The sequence below is a fragment of the Nocardioides sp. N13(2025) genome (assembly GCF_051912545.1).
In the GTDB taxonomy this organism is placed as follows: domain Bacteria; phylum Actinomycetota; class Actinomycetes; order Propionibacteriales; family Nocardioidaceae; genus Nocardioides.
Genome location: NZ_CP196809.1, coordinates 346826 through 371588 on the forward strand (window position 1 = coordinate 346826; position 24763 = coordinate 371588).

At 72.3% G+C, this 24763-nt stretch carries 22 protein-coding genes; 15 read left to right on the forward strand and 7 right to left on the reverse strand.

The annotated features are described in order from the left end of the window. Positions 1-9: 9 nt before the first annotated feature. Both ACS3YM_RS01730 and ACS3YM_RS01735 read right to left on the reverse strand, forming a co-directional pair. Entirely contained in the window at positions 10-537 is a 528-nt protein-coding gene (locus ACS3YM_RS01730) for a CGNR zinc finger domain-containing protein (RefSeq protein WP_439938323.1), read from the reverse strand. Between the two features lie 94 nt (positions 538-631). Beyond that, entirely contained in the window at positions 632-2899 is a 2268-nt protein-coding gene (locus ACS3YM_RS01735; protein WP_439938324.1) for a helicase-associated domain-containing protein, read from the reverse strand. Positions 2900-2968: 69 nt separating this feature from the next. Between ACS3YM_RS01735 and ACS3YM_RS01740 the strand changes: the two genes are divergently transcribed. The 6 genes from ACS3YM_RS01740 (at position 2969) to ACS3YM_RS01765 (ending at position 10167) form a co-directional block, all read left to right on the forward strand. Next, positions 2969-3784 (forward strand): PP2C family protein-serine/threonine phosphatase, encoded by an 816-nt coding sequence (locus ACS3YM_RS01740; RefSeq protein WP_439938325.1) that lies wholly within the window; start codon positions 2969-2971, stop codon positions 3782-3784. After that, entirely contained in the window at positions 3781-4890 is a 1110-nt protein-coding gene (locus ACS3YM_RS01745) for a hypothetical protein (RefSeq protein WP_439938326.1), read from the forward strand. Before ACS3YM_RS01740 ends, ACS3YM_RS01745 begins: the two co-directional genes overlap by 4 nt. 34 nt (positions 4891-4924) lie before the next feature. After that, on the forward strand, positions 4925-6019 hold the full coding sequence (locus ACS3YM_RS01750) for an RDD family protein (protein ID WP_439938327.1): 1095 nt from the start codon (positions 4925-4927) through the stop codon (positions 6017-6019). Positions 6020-6040: 21 nt separating this feature from the next. Continuing rightward, positions 6041-7876 carry a helix-turn-helix domain-containing protein gene (locus ACS3YM_RS01755; RefSeq protein WP_439938328.1) on the forward strand — a complete coding sequence of 612 codons (1836 nt, stop codon included), beginning with the start codon at positions 6041-6043 and terminating at the stop codon, positions 7874-7876. A 94-nt stretch (positions 7877-7970) separates the two neighbouring features. Next, positions 7971-8741 (forward strand): 3-hydroxybutyrate dehydrogenase, encoded by a 771-nt coding sequence (locus ACS3YM_RS01760; RefSeq protein ID WP_439938329.1) that lies wholly within the window; start codon positions 7971-7973, stop codon positions 8739-8741. Positions 8742-8796: 55 nt separating this feature from the next. Continuing rightward, the gene (locus tag ACS3YM_RS01765) at positions 8797-10167 is read left to right on the forward strand and encodes an MFS transporter (protein ID WP_439938330.1); all 1371 of its coding nucleotides are present in this window, start codon (positions 8797-8799) and stop codon (positions 10165-10167) included. A 58-nt stretch (positions 10168-10225) separates the two neighbouring features. Here the strand turns inward: ACS3YM_RS01765 and ACS3YM_RS01770 are convergent, their stop codons facing one another. Further along, the gene (locus ACS3YM_RS01770) at positions 10226-12343 is read right to left on the reverse strand and encodes a S8 family serine peptidase (protein ID WP_439938331.1); all 2118 of its coding nucleotides are present in this window, start codon (positions 12341-12343) and stop codon (positions 10226-10228) included. Between the two features lie 226 nt (positions 12344-12569). Here ACS3YM_RS01770 and ACS3YM_RS01775 point away from each other — a divergent pair, with 226 nt between their 5' ends. Then, positions 12570-12965, forward strand: a complete 396-nt coding sequence (locus ACS3YM_RS01775) for a cold-shock protein (RefSeq protein ID WP_439938332.1) — start codon at positions 12570-12572, stop codon at positions 12963-12965. A gap of 19 nt (positions 12966-12984) precedes the next feature. Here ACS3YM_RS01775 and ACS3YM_RS01780 read toward each other — a convergent pair whose 3' ends face one another. Then, positions 12985-14502, reverse strand: coding sequence for an MFS transporter (locus ACS3YM_RS01780; RefSeq protein WP_439938333.1), 1518 nt, complete (start codon positions 14500-14502; stop codon positions 12985-12987). A gap of 9 nt (positions 14503-14511) precedes the next feature. On the opposite strand from ACS3YM_RS01780, the gene ACS3YM_RS01785 reads away from it, so the two are divergent. After that, positions 14512-15306: a DUF3027 domain-containing protein gene (locus ACS3YM_RS01785; protein WP_439938334.1), complete on the forward strand. Its 795-nt coding sequence runs from the start codon at positions 14512-14514 to the stop codon at positions 15304-15306. A gap of 12 nt (positions 15307-15318) precedes the next feature. Here the strand turns inward: ACS3YM_RS01785 and ACS3YM_RS01790 are convergent, their stop codons facing one another. Both ACS3YM_RS01790 and ACS3YM_RS01795 read right to left on the reverse strand, forming a co-directional pair. Then, the gene (locus ACS3YM_RS01790; RefSeq protein WP_439938335.1) at positions 15319-15918 is read right to left on the reverse strand and encodes a class I SAM-dependent methyltransferase; all 600 of its coding nucleotides are present in this window, start codon (positions 15916-15918) and stop codon (positions 15319-15321) included. Next, entirely contained in the window at positions 15915-16202 is a 288-nt protein-coding gene (locus ACS3YM_RS01795; RefSeq protein ID WP_439938336.1) for a DUF2530 domain-containing protein, read from the reverse strand. Before ACS3YM_RS01795 ends, ACS3YM_RS01790 begins: the two co-directional genes overlap by 4 nt. A 69-nt stretch (positions 16203-16271) precedes the next feature. On the opposite strand from ACS3YM_RS01795, the gene ACS3YM_RS01800 reads away from it, so the two are divergent. From ACS3YM_RS01800 to tuf, 7 genes are all read left to right on the forward strand, one after another. Next, a complete protein-coding gene (locus ACS3YM_RS01800; RefSeq protein ID WP_439938337.1) occupies positions 16272-17759 on the forward strand; it encodes an NCS2 family permease in 1488 nt (495 codons plus the stop codon). 151 nt (positions 17760-17910) lie between these two features. Further along, positions 17911-18354, forward strand: coding sequence for a MarR family winged helix-turn-helix transcriptional regulator (locus ACS3YM_RS01805; protein WP_439938338.1), 444 nt, complete (start codon positions 17911-17913; stop codon positions 18352-18354). 70 nt (positions 18355-18424) lie between these two features. After that, positions 18425-19684 carry an MFS transporter gene (locus ACS3YM_RS01810; RefSeq protein ID WP_439939817.1) on the forward strand — a complete coding sequence of 420 codons (1260 nt, stop codon included), beginning with the start codon at positions 18425-18427 and terminating at the stop codon, positions 19682-19684. Positions 19685-19871: 187 nt separating this feature from the next. Continuing rightward, positions 19872-20243 (forward strand): 30S ribosomal protein S12, encoded by a 372-nt coding sequence (gene rpsL / locus ACS3YM_RS01815; RefSeq protein WP_056599611.1) that lies wholly within the window; start codon positions 19872-19874, stop codon positions 20241-20243. Continuing rightward, the gene (gene rpsG, locus ACS3YM_RS01820; RefSeq protein WP_439938339.1) at positions 20243-20713 is read left to right on the forward strand and encodes a 30S ribosomal protein S7; all 471 of its coding nucleotides are present in this window, start codon (positions 20243-20245) and stop codon (positions 20711-20713) included. The genes rpsL and rpsG overlap by 1 nt, the downstream gene beginning before the upstream one ends. Before the next feature lie 86 nt (positions 20714-20799). After that, positions 20800-22917: an elongation factor G gene (gene fusA / locus ACS3YM_RS01825; protein WP_439938341.1), complete on the forward strand. Its 2118-nt coding sequence runs from the start codon at positions 20800-20802 to the stop codon at positions 22915-22917. 73 nt (positions 22918-22990) lie between these two features. Beyond that, on the forward strand, positions 22991-24184 hold the full coding sequence (gene tuf / locus ACS3YM_RS01830) for an elongation factor Tu (protein ID WP_439938342.1): 1194 nt from the start codon (positions 22991-22993) through the stop codon (positions 24182-24184). 76 nt (positions 24185-24260) lie between these two features. On the opposite strand, the gene ACS3YM_RS01835 is transcribed toward tuf, so the two are convergent. Continuing rightward, on the reverse strand, positions 24261-24689 hold the full coding sequence (locus ACS3YM_RS01835; RefSeq protein WP_439938344.1) for a hypothetical protein: 429 nt from the start codon (positions 24687-24689) through the stop codon (positions 24261-24263). Positions 24690-24763 lie beyond the last annotated feature (74 nt).

A 24763-nucleotide genomic window follows, 5' to 3' on the forward strand; every position in this document is an offset into this window, starting at 1 on the left:
TCCTACGGATCAGCCGGTGGACGCGGACTTCTGGCGGGCGCGGAACGCGGCCACGTTGGCGCGCGAGGAGCACCGGTCGGAGCAGTAGCGGCGCGACTGGTTGGGCGAGGTGTCGACGAAGACGTTGTCGCACCGGGCCTCGGAGCAGATGCCCAGGCGCGTCGCACCGAGGTCGCAGACCAGGTTGGCCAGGCCCATCAGCGACTCGGCGATGAGCAGCTCGGACACCGACGAGGCCCTGTTGGTGACGTGCATGTGCAGGTGGTCGGGGTCGTGGTCGGAGATCATCGGCGTGACGGGGTGGGTCGCGAGCAGGTCGTTGAGCGAGCTCACCACGAGTCGTACGTCGTCGGCCTCCGACGCCTCGAACACCGGCCGCAGCTCGGCGCGGAAGTCGCGCAGGGCAGCCACGTCCCCCTCGACCACCGAGCGGTGCAGCCACGAGCGGTCCACGAGGTGGTCGTGGAGGGCAGCCTCGTCCGGCAGCTCGGCGTTGACGAGCGCGGCGGCACGCTCGGCGTAGCGGATGAAGTCCACGTTTCAAGGCTACTGGGCGAACATCGGAGGGACGGGGTCCCCGCGGCGTTGTTCGGGGGAGCGAAGCGGAGGAGAAGAACGTCGTGGGGTGTGTCTACGCCGGACGTACGCCGGTGATGCGGTGCACCGCGAACTCGCGCACGTCGTCGGCCCGGTGGTCGAAGGCGGAGAGCCGGCCCCCGTCGAGACGGCGCGGGTCGACGACCCGCTCACCGGTGGCACCGTGGTTGTCGACGTAGCCGATCACGACCGTGCTCCCGGCCTCGATGGCCTCGCGCAGCGCCGCCAGGGCGCCGGACGGCGTGGTGGTCCCGGTCGCCGCGGGGCGGGACGACTCGGCGCGGTCGCCGGCGCGGATCGCCGTGGCGACGGCCTGCACCTGGGCGGCCTGGCGGGCCTCGACGGCGCCGGCCGGGCGCCGCCCGCGACGGGTGCGGGCGCGCTGGAGGTCGGGGCGGCTCACCCGGACCGTGCCGTCGGCCGCCTCCACCACCGGAGCGGCGCCGAGCTCGCGCAACCGCGGCAGCAGCACGTCGAGCGGGGAGGTCGCGATCGCGACGGTCGGGGCCAGCAGCCGGAGCCCCAGGCTGCGGGCCCGCGGGTCGTGCACCAGCGCCGCGAGCGCCGCCTCGTCGTCCGCGCGCAGGAACGCCTCGGCGTGCCCGACCCGCACCGAGCCGAACGTGCGGGCAACGTCGTCGACGAGGAACTCGAGGGGCTGCGGAACCGGTGTCTGGGACACCGACGTGAGGAAGTCGCGCACCTCCAGCGTCGACCAGCCGGCGTCGAAGCCGCGTCGCAGCGAGCCGGAGGTGAAGCGGTAGACGGTGGCGCCGCCGCGCGACTCCACGTCGGCGAGCAGGTGCAGCCGGCGAGCGACCTCGGTCTCGAGGGGGCCCGGAGCCACGGCGGTCAGGTCGGCCTGCAGCAGCACGTGGTCGACCGCCCGGGGCAGGTGCGGGTCGATCGCCGCCGCTGCACCGGTGAGGTCGCCCTCGGCCACCCGCCGGCCGCTGGGCGGCAGGCCGCCCGCTCCGCTCACGCCGAGGACCGCGGCCTCACCGAGGGCGGCGGTCACGAGGTCGGCGAAGATCGTGGGACGGCGCGGCCTCATCCAGCCGATCCGCTGGACCAACGACGCGATGCCCGTGCCGGCGGCCAGCACCTCGCCCTCGGGGACCTCCGCCAGCACGCGCAGCGCCAGTCGCCGAGCCTCCTCCGCCAGCCCGCTCGAGAGCTCCGGGGCAAGCGCGTTCCAGGTCTTGCCGGCGGCGTCGCGGGAGCCGACCTGCGACGGCACGCGGCTGCTGGCCAGCCAGCCGCCGACCAGTCGCGCCCATCGCTCGGCGGTCGAGCGGCCCGACCAGACGTCGAACTCCTCGGTCGGCAGCCACGCGGGCGTCCCGTCCGGCTCGACACCCTCGGCGACCAGGCCCGACGCCAGCGCCACCTCGACGACCAGGGCCGCCTCGGCCTCGTCGACGTGCAGCTCACGGGCCACCGCCTTCAGGTCCCGGACGGCCAGGCCGCCGCTGCGCAGCACGCTCGGCGGCTGCACGCCCCAGTGGTCGAGCAGCAGCTCCACGCGTCGTACGACGTCGAAGGCGGCGCCGGCCGCCGTCCGGGCGACGAGCGCCGGGTCGCGCGTGCTGGTGGCCAGGTCCGGCACGTCGTCCACCGGCTCACTGGTCGTGCGTCCGCCGCGCAGGGCCAGCCCGACCTCCCCCGGCAGCACCACGGTGTCGCCCTCGCGCGGGACGAGCAGGCGTCGGCTGAGCAGCTCCTCGGCGGGAGTCCTGGCGTCGGCGGGCGACACCGTGCGGCGCGCCGACCCCGTCGTGCCCTCGCCGCCGTGGGCGTCGACGTGCGCCAGCATCGCGGCGGCCGCGGGGCTCAGCTCCGCGATCCGGGCAGCCACCTCTGCGGGCGCGGCGGGCTCCGGGCTGCAGGGCCGCAGGCCACTCAGCCCGACCGGCATCCCGCGCATCGCGTCGGCCACGCCGCTCAGCGCGCGGAGGCCGCCTGGGGACTCCCACGCCAGGGCGAGGTCGAGCAGCCGCTGGAGCGCGAGCGTCGTACGGGCCGCGTCGGCGTGCACGATCGAGATCAGCTGCGCGGAGGTGGTTTCACCCGCGACCAGCAGGGCATCTAGCACCGAGAGCTCCAGACGGTCGAGACCGTCGAGGGCGCGATGGATCGACGAACGCGTGGCGGCGCGTGAGGCCAGCTGCGACGAATCTTGGGGGGCGGGAGTGGCGAGATCTGGACGGGCCCGGAGCAGCGCCACGAGCCGCTCGTCCGACCAGCCCCGGAGCTGGTCGGCAAGCGTTCGTGCGGGTGTCGCCCGCCCTCGACTGGACATCCCTCTTACGCTACTCGCCGGGCCGGAACCTCCGCCCCACATCTCGACACGGGGCGAAGAGGGCTGGGCATGAGGAATGTTGATCTGCACCACGGGGCCTCGAGCGACGTCGGCCTGGTGCGCAAGGTCAACGAGGACTCCTTCCTGGTCGCACCGCCGGTCTTCGTGGTCGCCGACGGGATGGGAGGTCACTCGGGCGGCGACGTGGCCAGCCAGATGGTCGTCGAGGAGTTCCAGCGCCTGGCCGAGCACTACGACCCGGCCCGCGGCGCCGAGCAGGTCGCCGACACCTTCGCCCGCGCGCAGGCGCGCATCGTCGACTACGGCAACGCCCACCGGGCGCTGTCCCCGGGCTGGCACGCCGGCACGACAGCGGTGGTGGCGGTGCTCGTCGACGACAACGGCGTGACCAAGTGGCTCCTGGCCAACCTCGGCGACTCCCGCATCTACCGCATCACCGAGGGCCGCCTGGAGCAGATCAGCGTCGACCACTCGGTGGTCCAGGAGCTCGTCGACTCCGGCGAGATCACCGTGGCGGAGGCCGCGGTCCACCCGGAGCGGCACGTCATCACCCGGGCCCTGGGCAGCCCCGAGGGCATCGACCCCGACTTCTTCCTCCTCCCGCTCGCCTCGGTCGAGCGCCTGCTCCTGTGCAGCGACGGCGTGACCGGGATGATCGAGGACGAGGAGATCGAGACCATCCTCGAGAGCGTCCCCGACCCACGCGACGCGGCGGACGCCCTGGTCGCCGCGGCGGTCGCCGCGGGCGGTCGTGACAACGCGACGGCCGTCGTCGTCGATGTGGTGGGATTGGTGAAGGACGCCAGTTATGACTCGCAGCGCCAGCTGGAGAGTCTCGAATCCAAGCTTGGGGGACGAGAGTGAGCGCAGAGGCCAGGTTCGCGCCGGGGGACTGGTACGCCGTCGTGGGTGACCGGGTGACGGTCCTGCTCCCCTCCAGCCAGCGCGGCCGCGTGGCCGCTCTCTGGGACGTCGCCGACGCCGGTGCCGACGCCGACACCGTGCTCGACGCCCTGCTCGCCGGCGGTCTGTCCTCGCTCGAGCACTTCGCGCTCGTCGCCCACGGCGACGACACCACCCGGCTCATCGTGCGCGGTGCCGCGACGGCGACCGTGTCGTCCAGCGCCGGCGAGGAGATCGTCAGCGCCGCCGCCGGCACGACCTGGAACGAGCAGGTCGTCCGCGGGGTCTCGAGCGTCCGGGTCACCCTCACCGGTGACGGCACCGCCGACCACGTCCTGACCCCGGGCCTGTCCCGCGTCTCCGTCGTGGAGTTCGGTACGCCGGCCGCATCCGAGGCCGTTGCCCCGGAGGCGCCCGCCGCACCCGTCGAGCGGCCCGCAGCCGCCGTGGTCCCGGATCCGGAGCCCACTCCGGATCCCGAGCCGGAGCCCGAGCCCACCCCGGAGCCCGAGCCCACTCCGGAGCCCGCGCCGGCCGCCGCGCCGCCGATGAGCTTCGGCGAGCCCGACGACGACCCCACGCCGACCGGCGAGACGCCGGTGGTCCCCGATGCCTGGTCCGACCGCGACGGCCAGACGATGGTCGGCGCGCCCACCCCCGACTTCGATCGCCCGCCCGTCCCCGGTCAGGAGATGGCCCCCGACGTCGTGTCGCAGCCGGTCGCCTCGCTCGTGTTCTCGACCGGTGAGGTCCTGGCCGTCGACCGCACCGTCCTCGTCGGGCGCGCACCCGAGGCCCGCCGCTTCGCCTCGCACGACCAGCCCCACGTCGTGACGGTGCCGAGCCCGCAGCAGGAGATCTCCTCGACCCACCTCGAGATCCGTCCCGGTGCCGGTGCCGACCACGGCGCCGCGATCGCGACCGACCTGGGCTCGACCAACGGCACCGTCCTGGCCCTGCCGGGCCTCGACCCGGAGGAGATGAGGCCGGGCATCGCGGTCAGCCTGGTCCCCGGCGCCGTCCTCGACCTCGGTGACGGTGTCACCATCCAGGTCACCAACCCCTGAAGCCCGACCGACCGTGACCCAGCAGCCGCACGCCATGACCTACCCGATCGCCCAGCTGGAGCGACGCTTCACCGCCTTCGCCGTCGACCGCCTGCTCGCGTGGAGCCTGCTCGCGGCCGTCGGCGTCGTCACCGCGCTCTTCGTCTCCGACGACCTGTGGACCGTGGTCGGCGTGGTGGCCGGCACGATGGTCCTCCTGTGGCTCGCGCTCGCCGTCGTGCTCGGGGTGAAGGGCACCTCGCCCGGCAAGGCGATGTCCGGCCTGCGGGTGGTGCACCACGGCGACGGCACCCCGATCGGGATCGGCCCGGCCCTGCTGCGCTCGCTGGTGCTGGGCGCCTCGGGCCTGCCGACCTTCGGCATCGGCATCGCCACGCTCGCCTGGACGGCGGTGGAGGACCGTGGCCGCCAGCGCCGCGGCTGGCACGACCACCTGACGAAGACGGTCGTCGTCGACGTACGTCCCGCGGTCGAGGTGACCGAGACCGGTGCCGACGAGGCGCCCCGCCACATCGTCAACCTCACCGCCATGCGGCTCATCCCGGCGCCACCGGTCGAGGCCGTCCGCACCCCCGAGCGCTCCGAGCACTCCGTGCGCCGCCAGCCCCTGCCGGCCGACGTCGTCGCACCGCCCGCGGCTGCTCCTGCCCCCACCCCGGCCCCCATGCCGACCCCGGCCCCCATGCCGGTCCTCCCGTCGGCTCCCGCGCCCCAGCAGCAGTGGCCGCAGCCGCCGGCCGCGGAGCGGACCCGGCAGCGCGCCCCGCAGCAGCAGCAGCGTCCGGCGTCGACGCCCGGGCGCTGGCGTGTGAACTTCGACGACGGCGAGAGCTTCGTGGTCGCCGGCCTCGCGCTGGTGGGCCGCCGCCCCGAGCCGCGCTCGGGCGAGCAGGTCGCCCACCTCGTCCCGCTGGCCTCGGCCGACATGTCGGTCTCGAAGACGCACGCGCAGTTCGGCCCCGCTCCCGATGGCACGATCGTGGTGATGGACCGCGGCTCGACCAACGGCACCGTGCTGGTGCGCCAGGGCGTCTCGCGCCAGCTGGCGCCCGGCAAGCCGGCGGCGCTGGTCGACGGCGACAAGGTCGTCTACGGCGACCGCGAGATGACCCTCACCCGCGAGCGCTGACCCGCAGGGCAGGATGTGGGTGTGGCGACCTTCCTCGACCTGCTCTACGACGAGGCGCCGCTGGCGGCCTTCGACGAGCACCTCGCGCAGGCCGAGCGTGGCCTCGGCCCGGCGGAGGCGGCGGTGGTGCGCTCGGAGTACGACGTCGCGCTGCGGCTGCGTGACCTGATGTCGCGGATGCGCTCGCGCGAGGCCGAGCTGTCGGCGCTCTACGAGACGGCGTCCGACCTCACGGCCATCCGCGACGTCGACACGATCCTGGCCGCCATCGTGCGCCGCGCGCGCCAGTTGCTGCACTGCGACATGACCTACCTCTCGCTCAACGACGAGAGTGACGGGGCGTCGTTCATGAAGGTGACCGACGGTGCCCTGACGCGCGAGTTCCAGACCCTGCGGCTGCCGCTCGGCACCGGGCTCCTCGGCCTCGTCGCCCAGACCGGAGCCGCCTACTTCACCGAGGACTACGCCGCCGACGATCGCTTCGTGCACAAGGGCTACATCGACGACGCGGTGGCCGGCGAGCAGATCCGCGCCATCCTGGGCGTGCCGCTGGTGCTCGACGGCGTGGTGATCGGTGCACTGCTCGCCGTGCACCGGTCCGTGCGCCGGTTCCCGCAGTCGGAGGTCAGCCTGCTCACCTCGTTCGCGGCGCACGCCGTGGTGGCCCTGGAGAACGCACGGCTCTTCGCCGAGCTCGACGAGGCCAACCAGTCGCTGACCCGGCACACGGAGGCCGTCGATGCGGCCGCCCTGGCCCACGACCGCCTGACCGACCTCCTGCTCGGCGGGGGAGGTGTCACCGAGGTCGCCGAGGTGCTCTCCGGCGTGCTCGACGGCGCGGCCTCGATCTGGACGCCGGCCGGTGAGCTGCAGGCGGGGGAGGACCCCGGGCTGGCGTGGGCCGAGGCCGTGCCGGCCGCCGTCTCCTCGGGACGGTCGGTGGTCATCGAGTCCGGCCTGGTCGCCGCGGCCCTCGTCGGCACCGAGCACGTGGCCACCCTGGTGCTGCGGCGTGACGAGCCGCTCGACCTCGCCGGTCGCCGGACGCTCGAGCGCGGCGCGCTGGTCACCGCGCTGGTGCTGCTCCTCGCGCGCTCGGTCAGCGACGCCGAGGAGCGCCTGGGCGGCCAGCTGCTGGTCGACCTGCTGGAGGCCGACGCCGACTCCCGCGAACGGCTGCGCGACCGCGTACGCCGGCACAGCGCGAGCCTCGACGGCCCGGTGGTCGTCGCAGCGGCGGCCGTCGACGGCGCCGACCGCCACCGTGCCAGTCGCTCCGCGGTGGCGCTGGCGCGGCGCATGTCGGGGCTGGCGGGCGAGCACCGCGGTGCGGTCGTCATCGTCGTGCCGAGCGAGGACCCCCACCGGGTGGGCGCCGAGCTGCAGTCGGCGGTGGCGGCCGTGGGCGGCGTGGCGACCGTCGGTGTCGCCGCGACCACCGACGCGCTCCAGGAGGACCGGCTGGTCGCCGCGCACGCGGAGGCACGGCGGTGCCTCGACACCCTCGTGAGGCTCGGGCGGCGCGGGCAGGTGAGCGATCCCGCGGGGCTGGGCGTGGCCCGGCTGCTGCTGGGCGACAACGACCCCGAGCACGTCGCCGCCTTCGTCGAGACGATGGTGGGGCCGGTGCGCGACTGGGACGAGCGCCGGGGAACGGGCCTGGTCGACACGCTCGAGGCGTGGTTCGCCAGCGGCGGTCACCTCAAGGACACCGCTCGTGCGCTGCACGTGCACCCCAACACGGTGACCCAGAGGCTCGAGCGCATCGGCGAGCTGCTCGGGGCGGGCTGGCGCGACCCGGAGCGTGCCCTCGACCTCCAGCTGGCGCTCCGGTTGGCTCGGCTGCAGGCTCCCTGACGCGCCATCATGTGCCTTCAGCACATGGCGGCGGGACAAGTATGGGCGAATCGGCCATGTGCCGTACGTCACTCGGGTCCCTACGGTGAAGCCCATGACTTCCCACACCCCCGCCCCAGCGTGCGTCCTCGACGGACGCCGGGCCCTGGTCACGGGAGCCGCCAGCGGCATCGGTGCCGCGGTCGCGTCGCGTCTGGCCGAGGCCGGCGCCGAGGTCCACCTCGTCGACCGTGACGAGGAGGGCGTGGCCAAGGTCGCCGCCCAGGTGCACGGCACCGCACACGTCGTCGACCTCACCGACGCCTCCGCGATCGAGGCGCTGGACCTCGACGTCGACATCCTGGTCAACAACGCCGGGATCCAGCACGTCTCGCCCGTCGAGGAGTTCGACCCCGAGCGGTTCCGCACGATCCACGCGCTCATGCTTCACGCGCCTTTCCTGCTCGCCCGCCGGGTGCTGCCCGGCATGTACGCCCGCGGCTGGGGCCGACTGGTCCACGTCTCCAGCGTCCACGGGCACCGCGCGTCGGCCTACAAGTCCGCCTACGTCAGCGCCAAGCACGGGCTCGAGGGCCTCTCGAAGGTCATCGCGCTCGAGGCCGCCGACAAGGGCGTCACCAGCAACACGGTGTGCCCGGGCTACGTCCGCACCCCGCTCGTCGAGGGCCAGCTCGCCGACCAGGCGCGCACCCACGGCATCGCGGAGGACGAGGTGCTCGACACCGTGCTGCTCGCCCGCACCCCGGTGAAGCGGCTCGTCGAGCCCGAGGAGGTGGCCGACGCGGTCGCCTTCCTCTGCGGCCCGGCCGCCACCTCCATGACCGGCTCCTCGCTGCTGCTCGACGGCGGCTGGACCGCCGCCTGACCCCCGCACCACCCCCACCACATCTCCCATGCGATCCCCCGATGAAAGGCACGTCATGTCCACCGACACCTCCACCACGACAGGGTCAGGAGCGCCGGGCGCCCAGCCCGGGCGCACCAACATCGTCAAGGTCGTCTTCGCGTCCCTGATCGGCACCGCCGTCGAGTGGTACGACTTCTTCCTCTACGGCTCGGCCGCGGCGCTCGTCTTCGGCACGCTGTTCTTCCCGGAGAGCGAGCCGGCGACCGCCACGCTGCTGGCGTTCGGCACCTACGCGCTCGGCTTCGTGGCCCGCCCCCTGGGTGGCGTCGTGTTCGGCCACTTCGGCGACAAGGTCGGCCGCAAGAAGATGCTCGTCTTCTCGCTGTTCCTCATGGGCGTGGCGACCTTCGCGATCGGCCTCCTCCCGACGTACGAGGCCATCGGCGTCGCGGCCCCGTTGCTCCTGTTGACCTGCCGCCTGCTCCAGGGCTTCGCGGTCGGCGGCGAGTGGGGCGGTGCCGTCCTGATGGCCGCCGAGCACGGCGACGACTCGCAGCGCGGCTTCTGGTCCTCGTGGCCGCAGGCCGGCGTGGCGCTGGGCAACCTGTTCGCCACCGGCGTCCTGTGGGTGCTCGCCGCGGTCCAGTCCGACTCGGCCTTCGAGTCGTGGGGCTGGCGCGTGCCGTTCCTGCTGAGCGCCGTCCTCGTCGCGGTGGGCCTGTGGGTCCGCCTCTCGATCGAGGAGTCGCCCGTCTTCGCCGAGACCAAGGCGGAGCTCGCGGCCAAGGAGACCACGCACATGCCGCTGGTCGAGGTGTTCCGCAAGTACCCCAAGGAGGTCTTCGTGGCCATGGGGATGCGGATGGCGGAGAACATCTCCTACTACCTGTTCACGATCATCTCGATCTCGTTCCTCACGATCTACGCCGGCACCGCCGACGACAAGTCGCTGATCCTCAAGGCCCTGCTGATCGGCTCCGTCGTGCACTTCGTGACGATCCCGCTCGTCGGCGCCCTCAGCGACCGCGTGGGTCGCCGCCCGCTCTACCTCGCCGGCGCCGTCGGCGTCGCTGCCTGGTCGTGGATCTTCTTCGACCTCATCGCCTCGCGCTCGGAGGGCAAGATCATCCTCGCGATCGTCGTGGGCCTGGTCCTGCACGCGCTGATGTACTCCCCGCAGGCGGCCTTCTTCTCCGAGCTCTTCGGCACCTCGGTGCGCTACACCGGCGCCTCGGTGGGCTACCAGCTCGCGTCGATCTTCGCCGGTGCGCTCGCCCCGATCATCGCGATCGAGCTCCTCGGCGACGCCAGCGCCGGTGTCAGCAACGTGCCGAAGGTCGCGATCTACATGACGATCGCGTCGGTGATCACCATCGTGTCGGTGCTCGCCGCCCACGAGACCAGGGCGACCTCGCTGCGCCACGACCGGGTGCTCGCCGACTGAGCTCCACCTCCCCGGTGCCACGGGCCGTCGTCCCTCCAGGGGCGGCGGCCCGTCGGCGTCAGCGGGTCAGCGCGACCGGGACCCGGGTGACGCCGCCGCGGGCGCCGAGCCACACCAGCTCGCCGTCGTCGAGGGGTCCCGGCGTGGTGGGACCGGAGACCGAGATGGTGAAGGTGGCCGACTGCCCCGGCGCGAGGCGTACGGCGAGGGGCTGGACGGTGACGCGGTGCGAGGTGAACCCGCGGGCGGTCACCGAGAAGTACTCCGCGTGGGGGCCGACGTTGGTCACCGTCCGCACGGCCGAGGTCTGCCGCAGCGGCAGCAGGAGCGAGCTCGTGTTGAGGTCGGCCAGGGTCCGCGATCGCAGGGCCCGGCGCCAGGCGTGGGTCGGCACGTCGAGCGCGAGGTGCGCGGTCGAGGCACGGTTGGGCAGCGCGCCGGCACCCTGGACCAGCACCGAGGAGCCGCGGATCGGCCGGGCCGAGGTGACCAGCTGGGAGCGCACCACCGACGCCGACCAGTCGGGGTGCTCGCCGATCACGAGCGCGGCGAGCCCGCTGGCGTGGGCGGTGGCGGCCGAGCTGCCGCTGAAGACGCCCCAGCTGCGACCCGTCGAGTCGGGCAGGGCGCCGAGGACGGCGTCGCCGTCGGCCACCGCGTCGGGCTTGACGGTCGCCCCGCGCGGGTCGCCGGGAGCGCTCCACGGGGCCGTACGACGGTTGCCGGGGTCACCGGTCACCCGGGTCATCCGCAGCCGGGCGCCGGGATGACGGGCCACCCACCGGGCGAGCTCCCTGCCGGCGGTGGCAGGGAGGTGGACCGTCGGCACGGAGTGGAAGTCGGCCGAGACGGAGCCCGGGCGCTGGTTGACGAGCACCATCGCGCGGCCACCGGCCAGGGCGACGGACTCGGACTTGTCGATGCGGCCGATCCCGCCGCGTCGGCAGACCACGACGCGGGCGGCGACGAGACGGGAGTCCAGGGAGCCACGACGGCACTGGCCGGCCTCGCGCCGTGACGCGCCGGGGGCAGGCGCGTCCTGGGCCAGGACGGCGCGACCCGCGACGTCGACGGGTCGCCCGCCGCCGGTCCAGGAGGGTCCGCCGGGCGCGGAGACGCGGCCCCGCGACATCCGGCCGACGGCCGAGCCGACGGTCGTGACCCACGGGCTGGCGTGCGCGGCGTAGGCCGAGGCGCCGGAGTTGCCGGCCGCTCCCACGACCACGATGTCGGCCTCGGCGGCGCCGAGCAGGGCCCGCTGGAGGGTGTCGATCCCCTCACCTCCGGCCAGGGCCAGGCTGAGCAGGTCGACCCGGTCGGCCACCGCGGCGTCGACCGCGGAGACGACGTCGGCGGTGGAGCAGCCGTCGCCGGACGGGTCCGGTGCACCCCAGCACGCCTTGTAGGCGGCGACCCGGGCCTGCGGGGCGATGCCGCCGAACCGTCCGGCGTCGCGGTCGTCGACGCGGACGCTCACGCCGGCGTTGCCGGCCGCGACCGACGCGACCTGGGTGCCGTGGCCGAGGTCGTCGAGTGCCGACATCGACTCCGACGACCGCACCCGGTCCTGGCCGAAGCCCTCGACGAACCAACGGGCGCCCACGACCTTGCGGGTGCAGTCCTCGACCGTCCAGCCCTCGCCCTCGGCGCACGCGCCGGCGAAGTCCTCGGGGGCGCGACCCAGGCCGGGGACGTCGGCGAAGGCGGGGGAGTCCGGGGCGATGCCCGAGTCGACCACCCCGATCACCACGCCGGCACCGCCGCGCAGGCGAGGCGAGGTGGCGGCACCGCGGACGGCCGCCATCGTCGTACGACCGGCGAGCGGGCGGACCTGGTCGGTCTCGATCGCCGCGATGCCGGGTTGGTCGTCGAGGACGGCGACCTGGGCCTCGGTGAGGTGCGCAGCGAAGCCGTTGAGCGCGGACGTCCAGCGGTAGACGGGCTCGCCCGCGCCGACGGCGGCGAGCAGGACGTCCTGGCGGGCGAGGAGGTCCGCGGCGTCCCTGGTGCCGGCCGACGTGCCGGGTCCCTGGAGGGTGACGAGCGTCAGCGGCGCCGGTCCGGCCGCGGGCGACGGGGCGTCGTCGCCGAACGCAGCGCCGGCGGTGGGCAGGGCGAAGAAGGACAGCGCGAGCAGCCCGCATCCGAGGGCCCGCCCCACCAGTCGCGCACGCACCGCGTCCACCCCACTTCGTCGTCGTCCCGGCTCGCCCACTCCGAGCGAGGCCCCCGAGGATCCCATGGTCCCAGCAGCGGCACACCCAAATCAAAGCGCCCCTTCAGGATCCGCGGGTGCACAACCCGTTGGTCGGGAGTCGGGCCGGACGCCTATCCTGTGCCGCGCCCGTGAAAACCACGTGGCGTCGTGTGCTGAGTGAGCCTGAGTTGAGCGGAGAAGACCCGTGCCCAGTGGCAAGGTGAAGTGGTACGACGCGGAGAAGGGGTTCGGCTTCCTGTCCCAGGAGGACGGCCCGGACGTCTACGTCCACTCCGACGCGTTGCCCGAGGGGATCACCACGCTCAAGGCGGGCACCAAGGTCGAGTTCGGCATCGCCCAGGGCCGCCGCGGCGACCAGGCGCTGCAGGTGCGCGTCCTCGACGCCCCGGCCTCGGTCACCCGCAACCAGCGCAACGCCCAGCGCAAGCAGCCCGAGGCGATGGTCACCATCGTCGAGGACCTCATCAAGATGCTCGAGGGCGTCGAGGAGACCTACAGGCGCGGGCGCCACCCCGAGCGGGCAGCGGCCCGCGGCACGGCGAAGGTGCTGCGCGCCCTCGCCGACGAGCTCGAGATCTGACCCGTCCCGGCCCCCGCCCTCAGGCTCGCCGGGGGCTCGGGGCGGTCCGTCGTGGCCGGCTGACGAGCACGAACGTCGCCCAGGCGCCCAGCACGGCGGCGGCGATGCCCAGCCCGAGCTGCGGCATGAGGGGCATGGCGATGCCCACGAACCCGCCGATCACCCACGCCAGCTGGAGCGTGGTGTCGGAGCGGGCGAAGGCACTGGCCTGGATCCGGCTCGGCACGTCGCGCTGGATGGTGGAGTCGAGCGACAGCTTGGCGAGGGCCTGGGCGAGCCCGGCGGTGAGGCCGAGCAGCACGAGCGTGACGAGGCCGTAGAACACCGCGGCCAGCACGGCCACCGCCGCGTCGGCGAGGAGTGCGAGCACCACGGTGGTCGCCGGGTTCAGCCGCCTGAGGAGCGAGCCGATGGCGATGCCGAGGGTGTTGCCGAGGCCGGCCGCGCCGATCACCAGCCCGAGCAGGACCTCGGGCTTCCAGTCGCCGATGGGGTTGTCGCGCAGCAGGAACGCCATGAACATCGTGAGGAACCCCGACAGCCAGCGTGGGCCGCAGTTGGCGCGCAGGGCGAAGGCCACCGCCGCGGGGATGCGGGTCCTCGGCCGGCGGCCCGTGCCGGCCTCGGTGCTCGAGCCTGTGAGCACGAGCTCGCCCTCGCCCTGGCTGGCGTCGACCTTCTCGGGCAGGCGGATCGCCCAGATGGTCGCGAGCACGAAGATCACGAAGCCGTAGCGCAGCGACCACTCGGGCCCGAACGTCGAGGCGAGGATGGCCAGCGGCGCCGAGACGCCCGCCCCGACCACGCCCGCGAGCGAGACCCGGGCGTTGGCCTTCACCAGCGTCAGGTCGGGAGGCAGCAGGCGGGGGACCGCGGCGGCGCGGGTGACGCCGTACGCCTTGGACGCGACGAGGCACCCCAGGGCGGCGGGGAACAGCCACCCCGACTCGGTGACCACCGCGGTCGCGAGCACCCAGCAGAGGAAGCAGCGGATCGCCATGGTCGCCCCGACCGCCCACCGGCGGCCGTGGCTGAAGCGGTCGAGGAACGGGCCGATCAACGGCGCCACGATCGCGAACGGCAACATCGTCAGCCCGAGGAACAGGGCCACCTGGCCGCGGGCCTCGCCGGTGGGGACCTGGAAGAAGAGCGTGCCGGCCAGGGAGATCGCCACGGCTGCGTCGCCAGCAGCGTTGAAGGCGTGCAGCTCGATCAGGCGGGACAGCCCCGAGTCGCCCGCGCCCTCGGCCCGCGCGGCGCGGCGGGCCTGCGAGACGGCGTAGTGACCGGCGGTGCCGGCCCCGCGCCCGGCCACGCGCGCACCACGACCGGCGGCGCGGGCTCCCCGCGCGGCACCCGACAGCGACCGACGTACGGCCCCGGGCCGGGCAGGCGCGGGTCCCTGCGAGGGCTGCCCCGGGGACGGGTCCGGGCGCTCGCTGGTCACGAGCACCATCTTGGACCACCGGCCCGACACGACGTCGACGCCGTCCCGGCTGCGGTCCCCGACGGGACAGGAGTGGCGTCCATTTGCCATGATGCGCACGTGATCGCTCTTCCAGCCCGCACCGGCAAGCCGGACTCGACCCTCGCCAAGGCCGTCGACCTGGCACGAGGCGTCCTCCTCGAGGTCGCCGAGCCGGCCGAGGTCGGTGAGCACCTCGGTGCCCGCGCCGAGGGCGAGCGCGTCGTGACCCACCAGTTCGCGTGCGTCCGCCCGGGCTACCCCGGGTGGTACTGGTCGGTGACGCTGACCCGGGCCAAGCGCGCCAAGGACCTCACCGTCAACGAGGTCGTGCTGCTGCCCGGCGAGGAGGCGATCGTCGCCCCCGCCTGGGTGCCCTACAAGGAGCGCCTCCAGCCCGGCGACCTCTCGCCCGGCGACCTGCTCCCCGTCGAGGACGAGGACGTCCGCCTGGTGCCGACCTACCTCGTCGGCGACGACCCGTTGGACGGACCCCTCGACGGCGACGCCAAGGCGCAGGTGCGCCGGGTCGCCGAGGACCTGGGCCTCGGCCGCGTCCGGACCCTCAGCCGTGAGGGCATCGACATGGCCGCCGAGCGGTGGTACGGCGGCGACGGCGGCCCGGACGCCCCACTGGCCAAGAGCGCGCCCGAGCACTGCTGGTCGTGCGGGTTCCTCCTCCGCATCAACGGCTCGCTGTCCGAGACCTTCGGGGTCTGCGCCAACGGCAACGCCAACGACGACGGCAGGGTCGTGTCCGTGGACCACGGCTGCGGTGCGCACTCGGAGGTCAAGCTCGCCCGCAAGCAGCAGCCGCTGCCGATGCCCGAGCACGTCTTCGACACCCTCACCGACGACTCCATCGAGACGCTGTAGCGCCACGCCCGGTCAGCCGCGGGTCAGCACCCAGACGGCGTACTCGTCGTGGGACTCGTGCAGCTCGTAGCTCCCGAAGCGGTGCGCCACGCGCAGGCCTGAGGCGGTCGCGTCCGCCACGAACTCCTCGGCGGGGTAGGTCCGGCTGCCGGCCTTGGTCGCGGTCAGGTGGAACCCGACGACTGCGCGCCCCTCCGGGTCCAGCAGCTCGCGCATCCGCGCCAGGACGCGACGCTCGGTGTCCTCGCCGAGGAAGACCATGACGTTGCCGACCGCGGCGACCAGGTCGAAGCGGCCCAGCACGTCCGGGTCGAGGTCGAGTGCCTGGTGCGGCAGCACCTCGAGGTCGGGGTAGGTCGCGAGGGACTGGGCGCGCAGGGCCGGGTCGGGCTCGGTCGCCACGACGTGGTGACCGCGGGTCTGGAGGGCCGCGGCCACGCGTCCCATGCCCGAGCCGATGTCGAGGATGCGCGCCCGACGCGGCGCCATGGCGTCGATCAGCCGTGCCTCACCGTCGACGTCCGCGCCCTCGGCCACCCGCTGGGCGAAGGTCTCGCCGTAGCCGCGGTTGGCGGCGCCGGCGAGCTCCCACCGCGTGGGCGGCAGGCTCATCCGGCGACCTGGTGGGCGGTCCGCTGCTTGCGGCGCCGGCGGCAGTACTCCAGCCCGCAGAGCCCGAGCCCGAAGCCGGCCAGGCAGGTCCAGAGCCACCACGTGCGGCCGTTGTCCTGCAGGGTGCCCCAGAAGGGGAGGAGGCCGAGGAAGCCGAGCAGCCACAGCGCGGTGCCGACCTCCGTGGTGCGCACGCCGTCGACGTCGAGCGGCTCGACCTGCGCGACGATGTAGGTGCGGTTGCCGATCTCGTGCTGTGTCGGCTGCTCGTCACCCAGGTCCACGCCGACACGCTACAACGCTCCGCGGGCGTGGAGCGCGTCCGTGGCGCACGTCTGCCAGACTGCGGTACCGTGACCGAGGACACCCAGACCGCACCGCGTCCCTCGAAGGCCTCCGGCCTCGACGGCTTCTTCCACATCAGCGAGCGAGGCTCGACCGTCGGCCGGGAGGTGCGAGGCGGGCTCGTCACCTTCTTGACGATGGCCTACATCATCGTGCTCAACCCGCTCATCCTGGGCTTCGTGCCCGACTCGACGGGTGCCTTCCTCGGCGGCGGCGCCGAGCCCGGCAGCGGCATCCCGGCCATCGCGGCCGGCACCGCCCTGGTCGCGGGGGCGCTGACCATCCTGATGGGCGGCTTCGCCAACTTCCCGCTTGCCCTGGCCACCGGCCTGGGCCTGAACGCCTTCGTCGCCAACTCCATCGCGCGCCAGTCGACCTGGGGCGCGGCCATGGGCCTGGTCGTCCTCGAGGGCATCATCATCCTGCTGCTGGTCCTCACCGGCTTCCGCAAGGCGGTCTTCCACGCGGTCCCGCAACAGCTGAAGGTCGCGATCTCCGTGGGCATCGGCCTGTTCATCGCCCTCATCGGCTTCGTCGACGCCCGCGTGGTGACCCGGATCCCCGACGCCTTCCAGACCACCGTCCCGGTCCAGCTCGGGGTCGACGGTCACCTCGCGGGGTGGCCGGTGCTGGTGTTCTGCCTCGGGCTCGCGCTCGTCGTCGCCCTCTGGGTGCGCAAGGTCCGCGGCGCCATCCTCATCTCGATCCTCGTCACCACGCTCGTCGCGGTCGTCGTGGAGGCCATCGGCTCGTTCGGGCCCGCCTCGGCCGACAACCCGAAGGGCTGGTCGCTGAGCGTGCCGACCCTGAGCGGCGACATCGTCGGCCTCCCGTCGTTCGACACCCTCGGCGAGGTGGACCTGTTCGGCGCCTTCGGGAACGCCGGAACCGGCGCCCTCGCGGCGCTGCTGCTCGTCTTCTCCCTGCTGCTCGCCGACTTCTTCGACACCATGGGCACGATGACCGCCATCGGCGCCGAGGCCGGCCTCAACGACGAGGAGGGGACCCCTCCGGGCGCCCAGAAGATCCTCATCGTCGACTCGGTCGCGGCGATCGCCGGTGGCGCTGCCGGGGTGTCGTCCAACACCTCCTACATCGAGAGCGCCTCGGGCGTGGGGGAGGGCGCCCGTACGGGCCTCGCCTCCGTCGTCACCGGCGTCCTCTTCCTGCTGGCGACCTTCTTCACGCCGCTCGTGGCAGCCATCCCGTCCGAGGCCGCGGTCCCCGCCCTCGTCCTGGTCGGCTTCCTGATGATGCAGCAGGTGACCGAGATCGACTGGCGCGACCTCGAGGTCGCGATCCCGGCCTTCCTCACCGTGGTGCTCATGCCGTTCACCTACTCGATCAGCGTCGGCATCGGCGCGGGGTTCGTGGCCTACGTGCTGGTCAAGGTCGTCGTGGGCAAGGTGCGCGACATCCACCCGCTCATGTGGGTCGTCGCGGCGCTCTTCGTCGTCTACTTCGCCTACACGCCGATCAGCGGCTGGCTCAGCTGACGCCCACCGGGCAACTCCTCGCGCTGTGAGGCGCTGACCGGGCACTTCCTCGCGCCGCAGCGCGAGGAAGTGCCCGGTCGGTCGTTTCCAGCGCGAGGAAGTGCCCGGTCGGCGGAATGGTTAGCACAGGTAATGAGTTATGCTAACTACCATGCCGACTGCCGACCTCCGCACCGACGCGGGCCTCGCCTCCGAGCTCCGTGCCGGCGTGATGCGCCTCCGTCGCCGCCTGGTGTCCGAGCGCCACCCCGACAACGACCTGAGCATCGGGCAGATGGTCGTCCTGGGGCTGCTCGTGCGCCTGGGCGACCAGACGGTCGGGGAGCTGGCCCGCGCCGAGCGCGTCCAGCCCCCGTCGATGACCCGCACGGTCAACTGCCTGGAGGGCGACGGCTACGTCGTGCGCCGCCCGCACGAGACCGACGGCCGGCAGGTCGTCGTCTCCCTGACCGACGAGGGCCGCGCCGCTGTCCTCGCCGACCGGCAGCGCCGCGACGCCTGGCTCTCCCAGCAGCTCGGGCGCCTCACGGCCGCCGAGCGCGCGACCCTGCGCGAGGCCGCGCCGATCCTCGCCCGCCTCGCCCTGACCGACTGACCGACCGCCCGACTGACCGCCTGACCACCTGACTGATCGAGGAGTCACCACGAGCCCCACGTTCCGCTCCCTGTCCAACGCCAACTACCGCCGCTACGCCGCCGGTGGCGTGGTGTCGAACACCGGCACCTGGATGCAGCGCGTCGCCCAGGACTGGCTCGTCCTCGAGCTGGCCGCGGGCTCCGGCGCGACCGCCCTCGGCATCACGACCGGGCTGCAGTTCCTCCCGTTCCTCCTGCTGACCCCCTTCGCGGGCCTGGTCGCCGACCGGATGCCCAAGCACCGCCTCCTGCAGCTGACCAACCTCGGCATGGCCCTGCCCGCCGCGGCCCTCGGCCTGCTCGCCGTCACCGGCACGGCCGAGGTCTGGCACGTCTACGTCCTCGCCTTCCTGCTCGGCTCGGCGTCGGCCTTCGACGCCCCCGCGCGCCAGTCGTTCGTCTCCGAGATCGTCGACCCGGTCGACCTCACCAACGCGGTCGGCCTCAACTCCGCCAGCTTCAACGCCGCGCGCCTCGTCGGCCCCGGCCTCGCCGGCCTGCTCATCGCGGCCTTCGGCGGGGGAGCGGTCGCGACCGGCTGGGTCATCCTCATCAACGCGGTGTCGTACGCCGCCCCCATCTGGTCGCTGCGCCACCTCGACCTCGCCCGCATCGACGCCGCCGCCCCGGCCAACCGGGGCCCCGGCGCCATCAAGGAGGGTGTGGCCTACGTCCGAGCGCGCCCCGACCTGGTGCTGGTGCTCTGCCTGGTGTTCTTCGCCGGCACCTTCGGCCTCAACTTCCAGATCACCTCCGCGCTGATGGCCACCGAGGTCTACGGCAAGGGCCCGGAGGAGTTCGGCCTGCTGGGCACCTTCCTCGCCGTCGGCTCGCTCACGGGGGCCCTGCTCGCCGCGCGCCGCCCGCACGTGCGGCACCGCCTGGTGGTCGGGTCGGCGCTCGCCTTCGGCACGACCGTCGTGCTGGCCGGGCTGATGCCCACCTACCTCACCTTCGCCCTGCTCGCCCCGGTCACCGGGCTGACCGCGCTCACCTTCATCACCAGCGCCAACACCTACATGCAGCTGCACACCGACGCCGGCGTGCGTGGGCGGGTGATGGCGCTCTACCTGATGATCTTCATGGGCGGCACGCCCGTGGGCGCACCCATCATCGGCTGGATCGGTGAGGAGTACGGCGCGCGCTGGACGCTGCTCGGCGGCGGCCTGCTGACGATCGCCGGCGTGGCGCTCTCCGCGACGGCCTACCTCCGCCTCGAACGAAGGCGCCGGGAGCGCGTCATCCCGGTCGACGAGCTGGCCCCGGCAGCGGCTCCGGCGGCATTTTGACCCTGCCGTAGCGCCCGAGTAGCCTCAATCCTTGTGTCTGGCACGTCCAGACCCATGCGCATGTCCTGAAGGCAGCGGCCCGTCGAGGCCGCGCCGCTCACGCGCGAGGCACGTCGCAACAACGCACGACCCCGAGTTCGGCACCGCGCCGGACCGAGACGAGAAGACAGAGAGAGGGAACCACCCGGTGCCCACCATCAACCAGCTGGTCCGCAAGGGCCGCCAGGACAAGGTGTCGAAGTCCAAGACGCCTGCCCTGAAGGGATCCCCGCAGCGCCGTGGCGTCTGCACCCGCGTCTACACGACCACCCCGAAGAAGCCGAACTCCGCCCTCCGCAAGGTCGCCCGCGTGCGCCTCAGCAGTGGCGTCGAGGTCACCGCCTACATCCCGGGTGTCGGTCACAACCTGCAGGAGCACTCGATCGTGCTCGTGCGCGGCGGCCGTGTGAAGGACCTTCCCGGTGTCCGCTACAAGATCATCCGCGGCACGCTCGACACCCAGGGTGTCAAGAACCGCAAGCAGGCCCGTAGCCGCTACGGCGCGAAGAAGGAGAAGTAATGCCTCGCAAGGGTCCCGCTCCGAAGCGCCCCCTCGTCTCTGACCCGGTCTACGGCTCGCAGCTGGTCACCCAGCTCGTCAGCAAGGTCCTTCAGGACGGCAAGAAGGCCGTTGCCCAGCGCATCGTCTACACCGCCCTCGAGGGCTGCCGCGAGAAGACCGGCACCGACCCGGTCGTCACGCTCAAGCGCGCGCTCGACAACGTCAAGCCGGCCATCGAGGTCAAGTCCCGCCGCGTCGGCGGTGCGACCTACCAGGTCCCCGTCGAGGTCAAGGCCAACCGCTCCACCACGCTGGCCCTGCGCTGGCTGGTGGGCTACGCCTCCGACCGTCGCGAGAAGACCATGGCCGAGCGCCTGATGAACGAGATCCTCGACGCCAGCAACGGCCTGGGTGCCGCTGTGAAGAAGCGCGAGGACACCCACAAGATGGCCGAGTCCAACAAGGCCTTCGCCCACTACCGCTGGTGAGGACGAGAGGTCGTACGCCCCGCACCAGGCGGCGTACGACCTCTCACCCCCACAACCCCACTACTTCGAGGGACTGAGACACAGACGTGGCAGTCGACATCACCACCGACCTCAACAAGGTCCGCAACATCGGCATCATGGCGCACATCGACGCCGGCAAGACCACCACCACCGAGCGCATCCTCTTCTACACCGGCATCACCTACAAGATCGGTGAGGTCCACGAGGGTGGCGCGACGATGGACTGGATGGAGCAGGAGCAGGAGCGCGGCATCACCATCACGTCCGCCGCGACGACCTGCTGGTGGAAGAACCACCAGATCAACATCATCGACACCCCCGGTCACGTGGACTTCACCGCCGAGGTCGAGCGCTCGCTGCGCGTCCTCGACGGCGCCGTGGCCGTCTTCGACGGTGTCGCCGGTGTCGAGCCCCAGACCATGACGGTGTGGCGCCAGGCCAACAAGTACTCCGTCCCCCGCATGTGCTTCGTCAACAAGCTGGACCGCACCGGCGCGGACTTCTTCCGCTGCGTCGACATGATGGTCGAGCGCCTCAACTCCACCCCGCTCGTGCTCCAGCTGCCGATCGGCGCGGAGTCCGACTTCCTCGGCGTCGTCGACCTGGTCGGCATGCGCGCCCTGACCTGGCGTGGCGAGACCACGATGGGTGAGGACTACGAGGTCGAGGAGATCCCGGCCGAGCTCGCCGAGCAGGCCGCGGAGTACCGCGAGAAGTTCATCGAGACCCTCGCCGAGGCCGACGACGACATCATGGAGAAGTACCTCGAGGAGGGTGACGAGAACTTCACCGTCGAGGAGCTCCACGCCGCGATCCGTCGCGCCACGCTCGCCGACAAGCTCAACCCGGTCCTCTGCGGCACCGCGTTCAAGAACAAGGGCGTGCAGCCCCTGCTCGACGCCGTGGTCCAGTACCTCCCCTCGCCCCTCGACATCGACGCGATCATCGGTCACTCGGTCAAGGACGAGAACGAGGAGATCGCCCGCAAGCCCAGCGACGACGAGCCGTTCTCCGGCCTCGCCTACAAGATCGCCTCCGACCCGCACCTCGGCAAGCTGATCTACGTCCGGGTCTACTCGGGCAAGCTCGAGGCCGGCTCGACCGTGGTCAACTCGGTCAACGGCCGCAAGGAGCGGATCGGCAAGGTCTACCAGATGCACGCCAACAAGCGTGAGGAGATCGCGTCGGTCGGCGCCGGCCAGATCGTGGCCGTCATGGGCCTCAAGGACACCAAGACCGGTCACACGCTGTGCGACCCGAACAACCAGGTCGTCCTCGAGTCGATGACGTTCCCGGCCCCGGTGATCGAGGTCGCGATCGAGCCCAAGACCAAGGGTGACCAGGAGAAGCTCGGCACCGCGATCCAGCGCCTCTCCGACGAGGACCCGACCTTCACGGTCAAGGCCGACGAAGAGACCGGCCAGACGATCATCGCCGGCATGGGCGAGCTCCACCTGGAGATCCTCGTCGACCGCATGAAGCGCGAGTTCCGCGTCGAGGCGACCGTCGGCAAGCCGCAGGTGGCCTACCGCGAGACCATCCGCAACACGGTCGAGAAGCACTCCTACACCCACAAGAAGCAGACCGGTGGGTCGGGCCAGTTCGCCAAGGTGATCATCAGCCTCGGCCCGAACATCGACCCGGAGACCGGTCTCGGCGCGGGCTACGAGTTCGTCAACAACGTCACCGGTGGTCGCGTGCCGAAGGAGTACATCCCTTCGGTCGACCAGGGTGGCCAGGAGGCCATGGAGTTCGGCGTGCTCGCCGGCTACCCCATGGTCGACGTGAAGTTCTCGCTCGAGGACGGCGCCTACCACGACGTCGACTCGTCCGAGCTCGCGTTCAAGATCGCCGGCAACCAGGCCTTCAAGGAGGCCGCCCGCAAGGCCAAGCCGGTGCTGCTCGAGCCGATGTTCGCCGTCGAGGTGACCACCCCCGAGAGCTTCCTCGGCACGGTCATCGGTGACATCAACTCGCGCCGCGGCCAGATCCAGGCGCAGGAGGAGCGTCACGGCGACATGGTCGTGAACGCCCTTGTGCCCCTGTCCGAGATGTTCGGGTACGTTGGCGACCTGAGGTCCAAGACCTCCGGTCAGGCGTCGTACTCGATGGAGTTCGACTCGTACGCCGAGGTTCCCACGAACATCGCCGACGAGATCATCAAGAAGGTCCGCGGCGAGTAACCTCGCCCGGATCCTCGGCACCAGCACCACCCCACACCCACGAGTCAAGTAACAACAACCAGGAGGAGCCCCAGTGGCTAAGGCGAAGTTCGAGCGGACCAAGCCGCACGTCAACATCGGCACCATCGGTCACATCGACCACGGCAAGACGACGCTGACCGCGGCGATCACCAAGGTGCTGCACGACAAGCACCCGGACCTCAACGAGGCTTCGGCGTTCGACCAGATCGACAAGGCTCCCGAGGAGCGCCAGCGCGGCATCACGATCTCGATCGCGCACGTCGAGTACCAGACCGAGTCGCGCCACTACGCGCACGTCGACTGCCCCGGTCACGCCGACTACATCAAGAACATGATCACCGGCGCGGCGCAGATGGACGGCGCGATCCTCGTGGTCGCCGCCACCGACGGCCCGATGCCGCAGACGCGCGAGCACGTGCTGCTCGCCCGCCAGGTCGGCGTGCCCGCCCTGGTCGTGGCGCTCAACAAGTGCGACATGGTCGACGACGAGGAGCTCATCGAGCTCGTCGAGATGGAGGTGCGCGAGCTCCTCTCCGAGTACGAGTTCCCGGGCGACGACATCCCCGTCGTGCGCGTGGCGGCCTTCCCGGCCCTCAACGGCGACGCCAAGTGGGGCGAGTCGGTTGCCGAGCTCATGCAGGCCGTGGACGACTACATCCCGACCCCCGAGCGTGAGACCGACAAGCCCTTCCTCATGCCCGTCGAGGACGTCTTCACGATCACCGGTCGTGGCACCGTCATCACCGGTCGCATCGAGCGCGGCATCGTCAAGGTCAACGAGGAGGTCGAGATCATCGGCATCCGCGAGGGCTCGCAGAAGAGCACCGTCACCGGTGTCGAGATGTTCCGCAAGCTCCTCGACGAGGGCCAGGCGGGCGAGAACGTCGGTCTGCTCCTCCGTGGCACGAAGCGCGAGGACGTGGAGCGCGGCATGGTCGTGATCAAGCCGGGCACGACCACCCCGCACACCAACTTCGAGGCCTCGGTCTACATCCTCAGCAAGGACGAGGGCGGCCGTCACACGCCGTTCTTCAACAACTACCGCCCGCAGTTCTACTTCCGTACGACTGACGTGACCGGTGTTGTGACCCTGCCCGAGGGCACCGAGATGGTCATGCCGGGTGACAACACCGAGATGTCGGTCGAGCTCATCCAGCCCATCGCGATGGACGAGGGCCTGCGCTTCGCCATCCGCGAGGGTGGCCGCACGGTCGGCGCCGGCCGCGTCGTCAAGATCACCAAGTGATCCCCGCCGGTCGCTGACCGGCACCGCAACATCCGAGACCCCGTCTCCCGCAAGGGAGGCGGGGTCTCGTGCGTCCTCAGGCGGCGTACGGCGGCGGGAGCAGGCCGTGCTCGCCGAGCAGCCGCTCGACCCGCTCGCGCTCGACGTCGAGCTCGTGCCCGGGCGGCAACAGGTCCATGAGGTGGGGGAACCCCGCCATGTCGGCGGCCTCGCCCAGGACCCGGTCGTAGGCCTGGCGGCACCCCTCGTACTTCGCGAAGCGCATGCCCCCGCGGTGGAAGGCAGCGTGCAGCCGCCGCAGGTCCGCACCCACCAGCTCGATGGGCCGGCGCAGCGGGACGACGTCGGCGTCGGGTCCCCGACGGCGTACGACGCGCCGCACGACGCGCGCAGCGGCGCGGTAGCTGCGCCACTCGCAGAGGTCGTCGCGCAGCGCGGCCAGGACCACCCGGAGGAGCGCGAAGAGCACCACCAGCACGGCCACGGTCTCGAGCCAGTCACGCACCTCTCAACGGTACGCGCGCCCTCGCCCGGGCGTCATCCCTGCGACGGCGTCACCCGCCGCACGGCACGATGGTG

Excerpts from the sequence above, each read along its gene's own strand:
- ACS3YM_RS01750 (WP_439938327.1), top strand. The coding sequence starts at position 4,925 with ATGACCTACCCGATCGCCCAGCTGGAGCGACGCTTCACCGCCTTCGCC.
- ACS3YM_RS01765 (WP_439938330.1), top strand. The coding sequence starts at position 8,797 with ATGTCCACCGACACCTCCACCACGACAGGGTCAGGAGCGCCGGGCGCC.
- ACS3YM_RS01740 (WP_439938325.1), top strand. The coding sequence starts at position 2,969 with ATGAGGAATGTTGATCTGCACCACGGGGCCTCGAGCGACGTCGGCCTG.
- rpsG (WP_439938339.1), top strand. The coding sequence starts at position 20,243 with ATGCCTCGCAAGGGTCCCGCTCCGAAGCGCCCCCTCGTCTCTGACCCG.
- ACS3YM_RS01805 (WP_439938338.1), top strand. The coding sequence starts at position 17,911 with ATGCCGACTGCCGACCTCCGCACCGACGCGGGCCTCGCCTCCGAGCTC.
- ACS3YM_RS01790 (WP_439938335.1), bottom strand. The coding sequence starts at position 15,918 with ATGAGCCTGCCGCCCACGCGGTGGGAGCTCGCCGGCGCCGCCAACCGC.
- ACS3YM_RS01780 (WP_439938333.1), bottom strand. The coding sequence starts at position 14,502 with ATGGCAAATGGACGCCACTCCTGTCCCGTCGGGGACCGCAGCCGGGAC.
- ACS3YM_RS01735 (WP_439938324.1), bottom strand. The coding sequence starts at position 2,899 with ATGTCCAGTCGAGGGCGGGCGACACCCGCACGAACGCTTGCCGACCAG.
- ACS3YM_RS01760 (WP_439938329.1), top strand. The coding sequence starts at position 7,971 with ATGACTTCCCACACCCCCGCCCCAGCGTGCGTCCTCGACGGACGCCGG.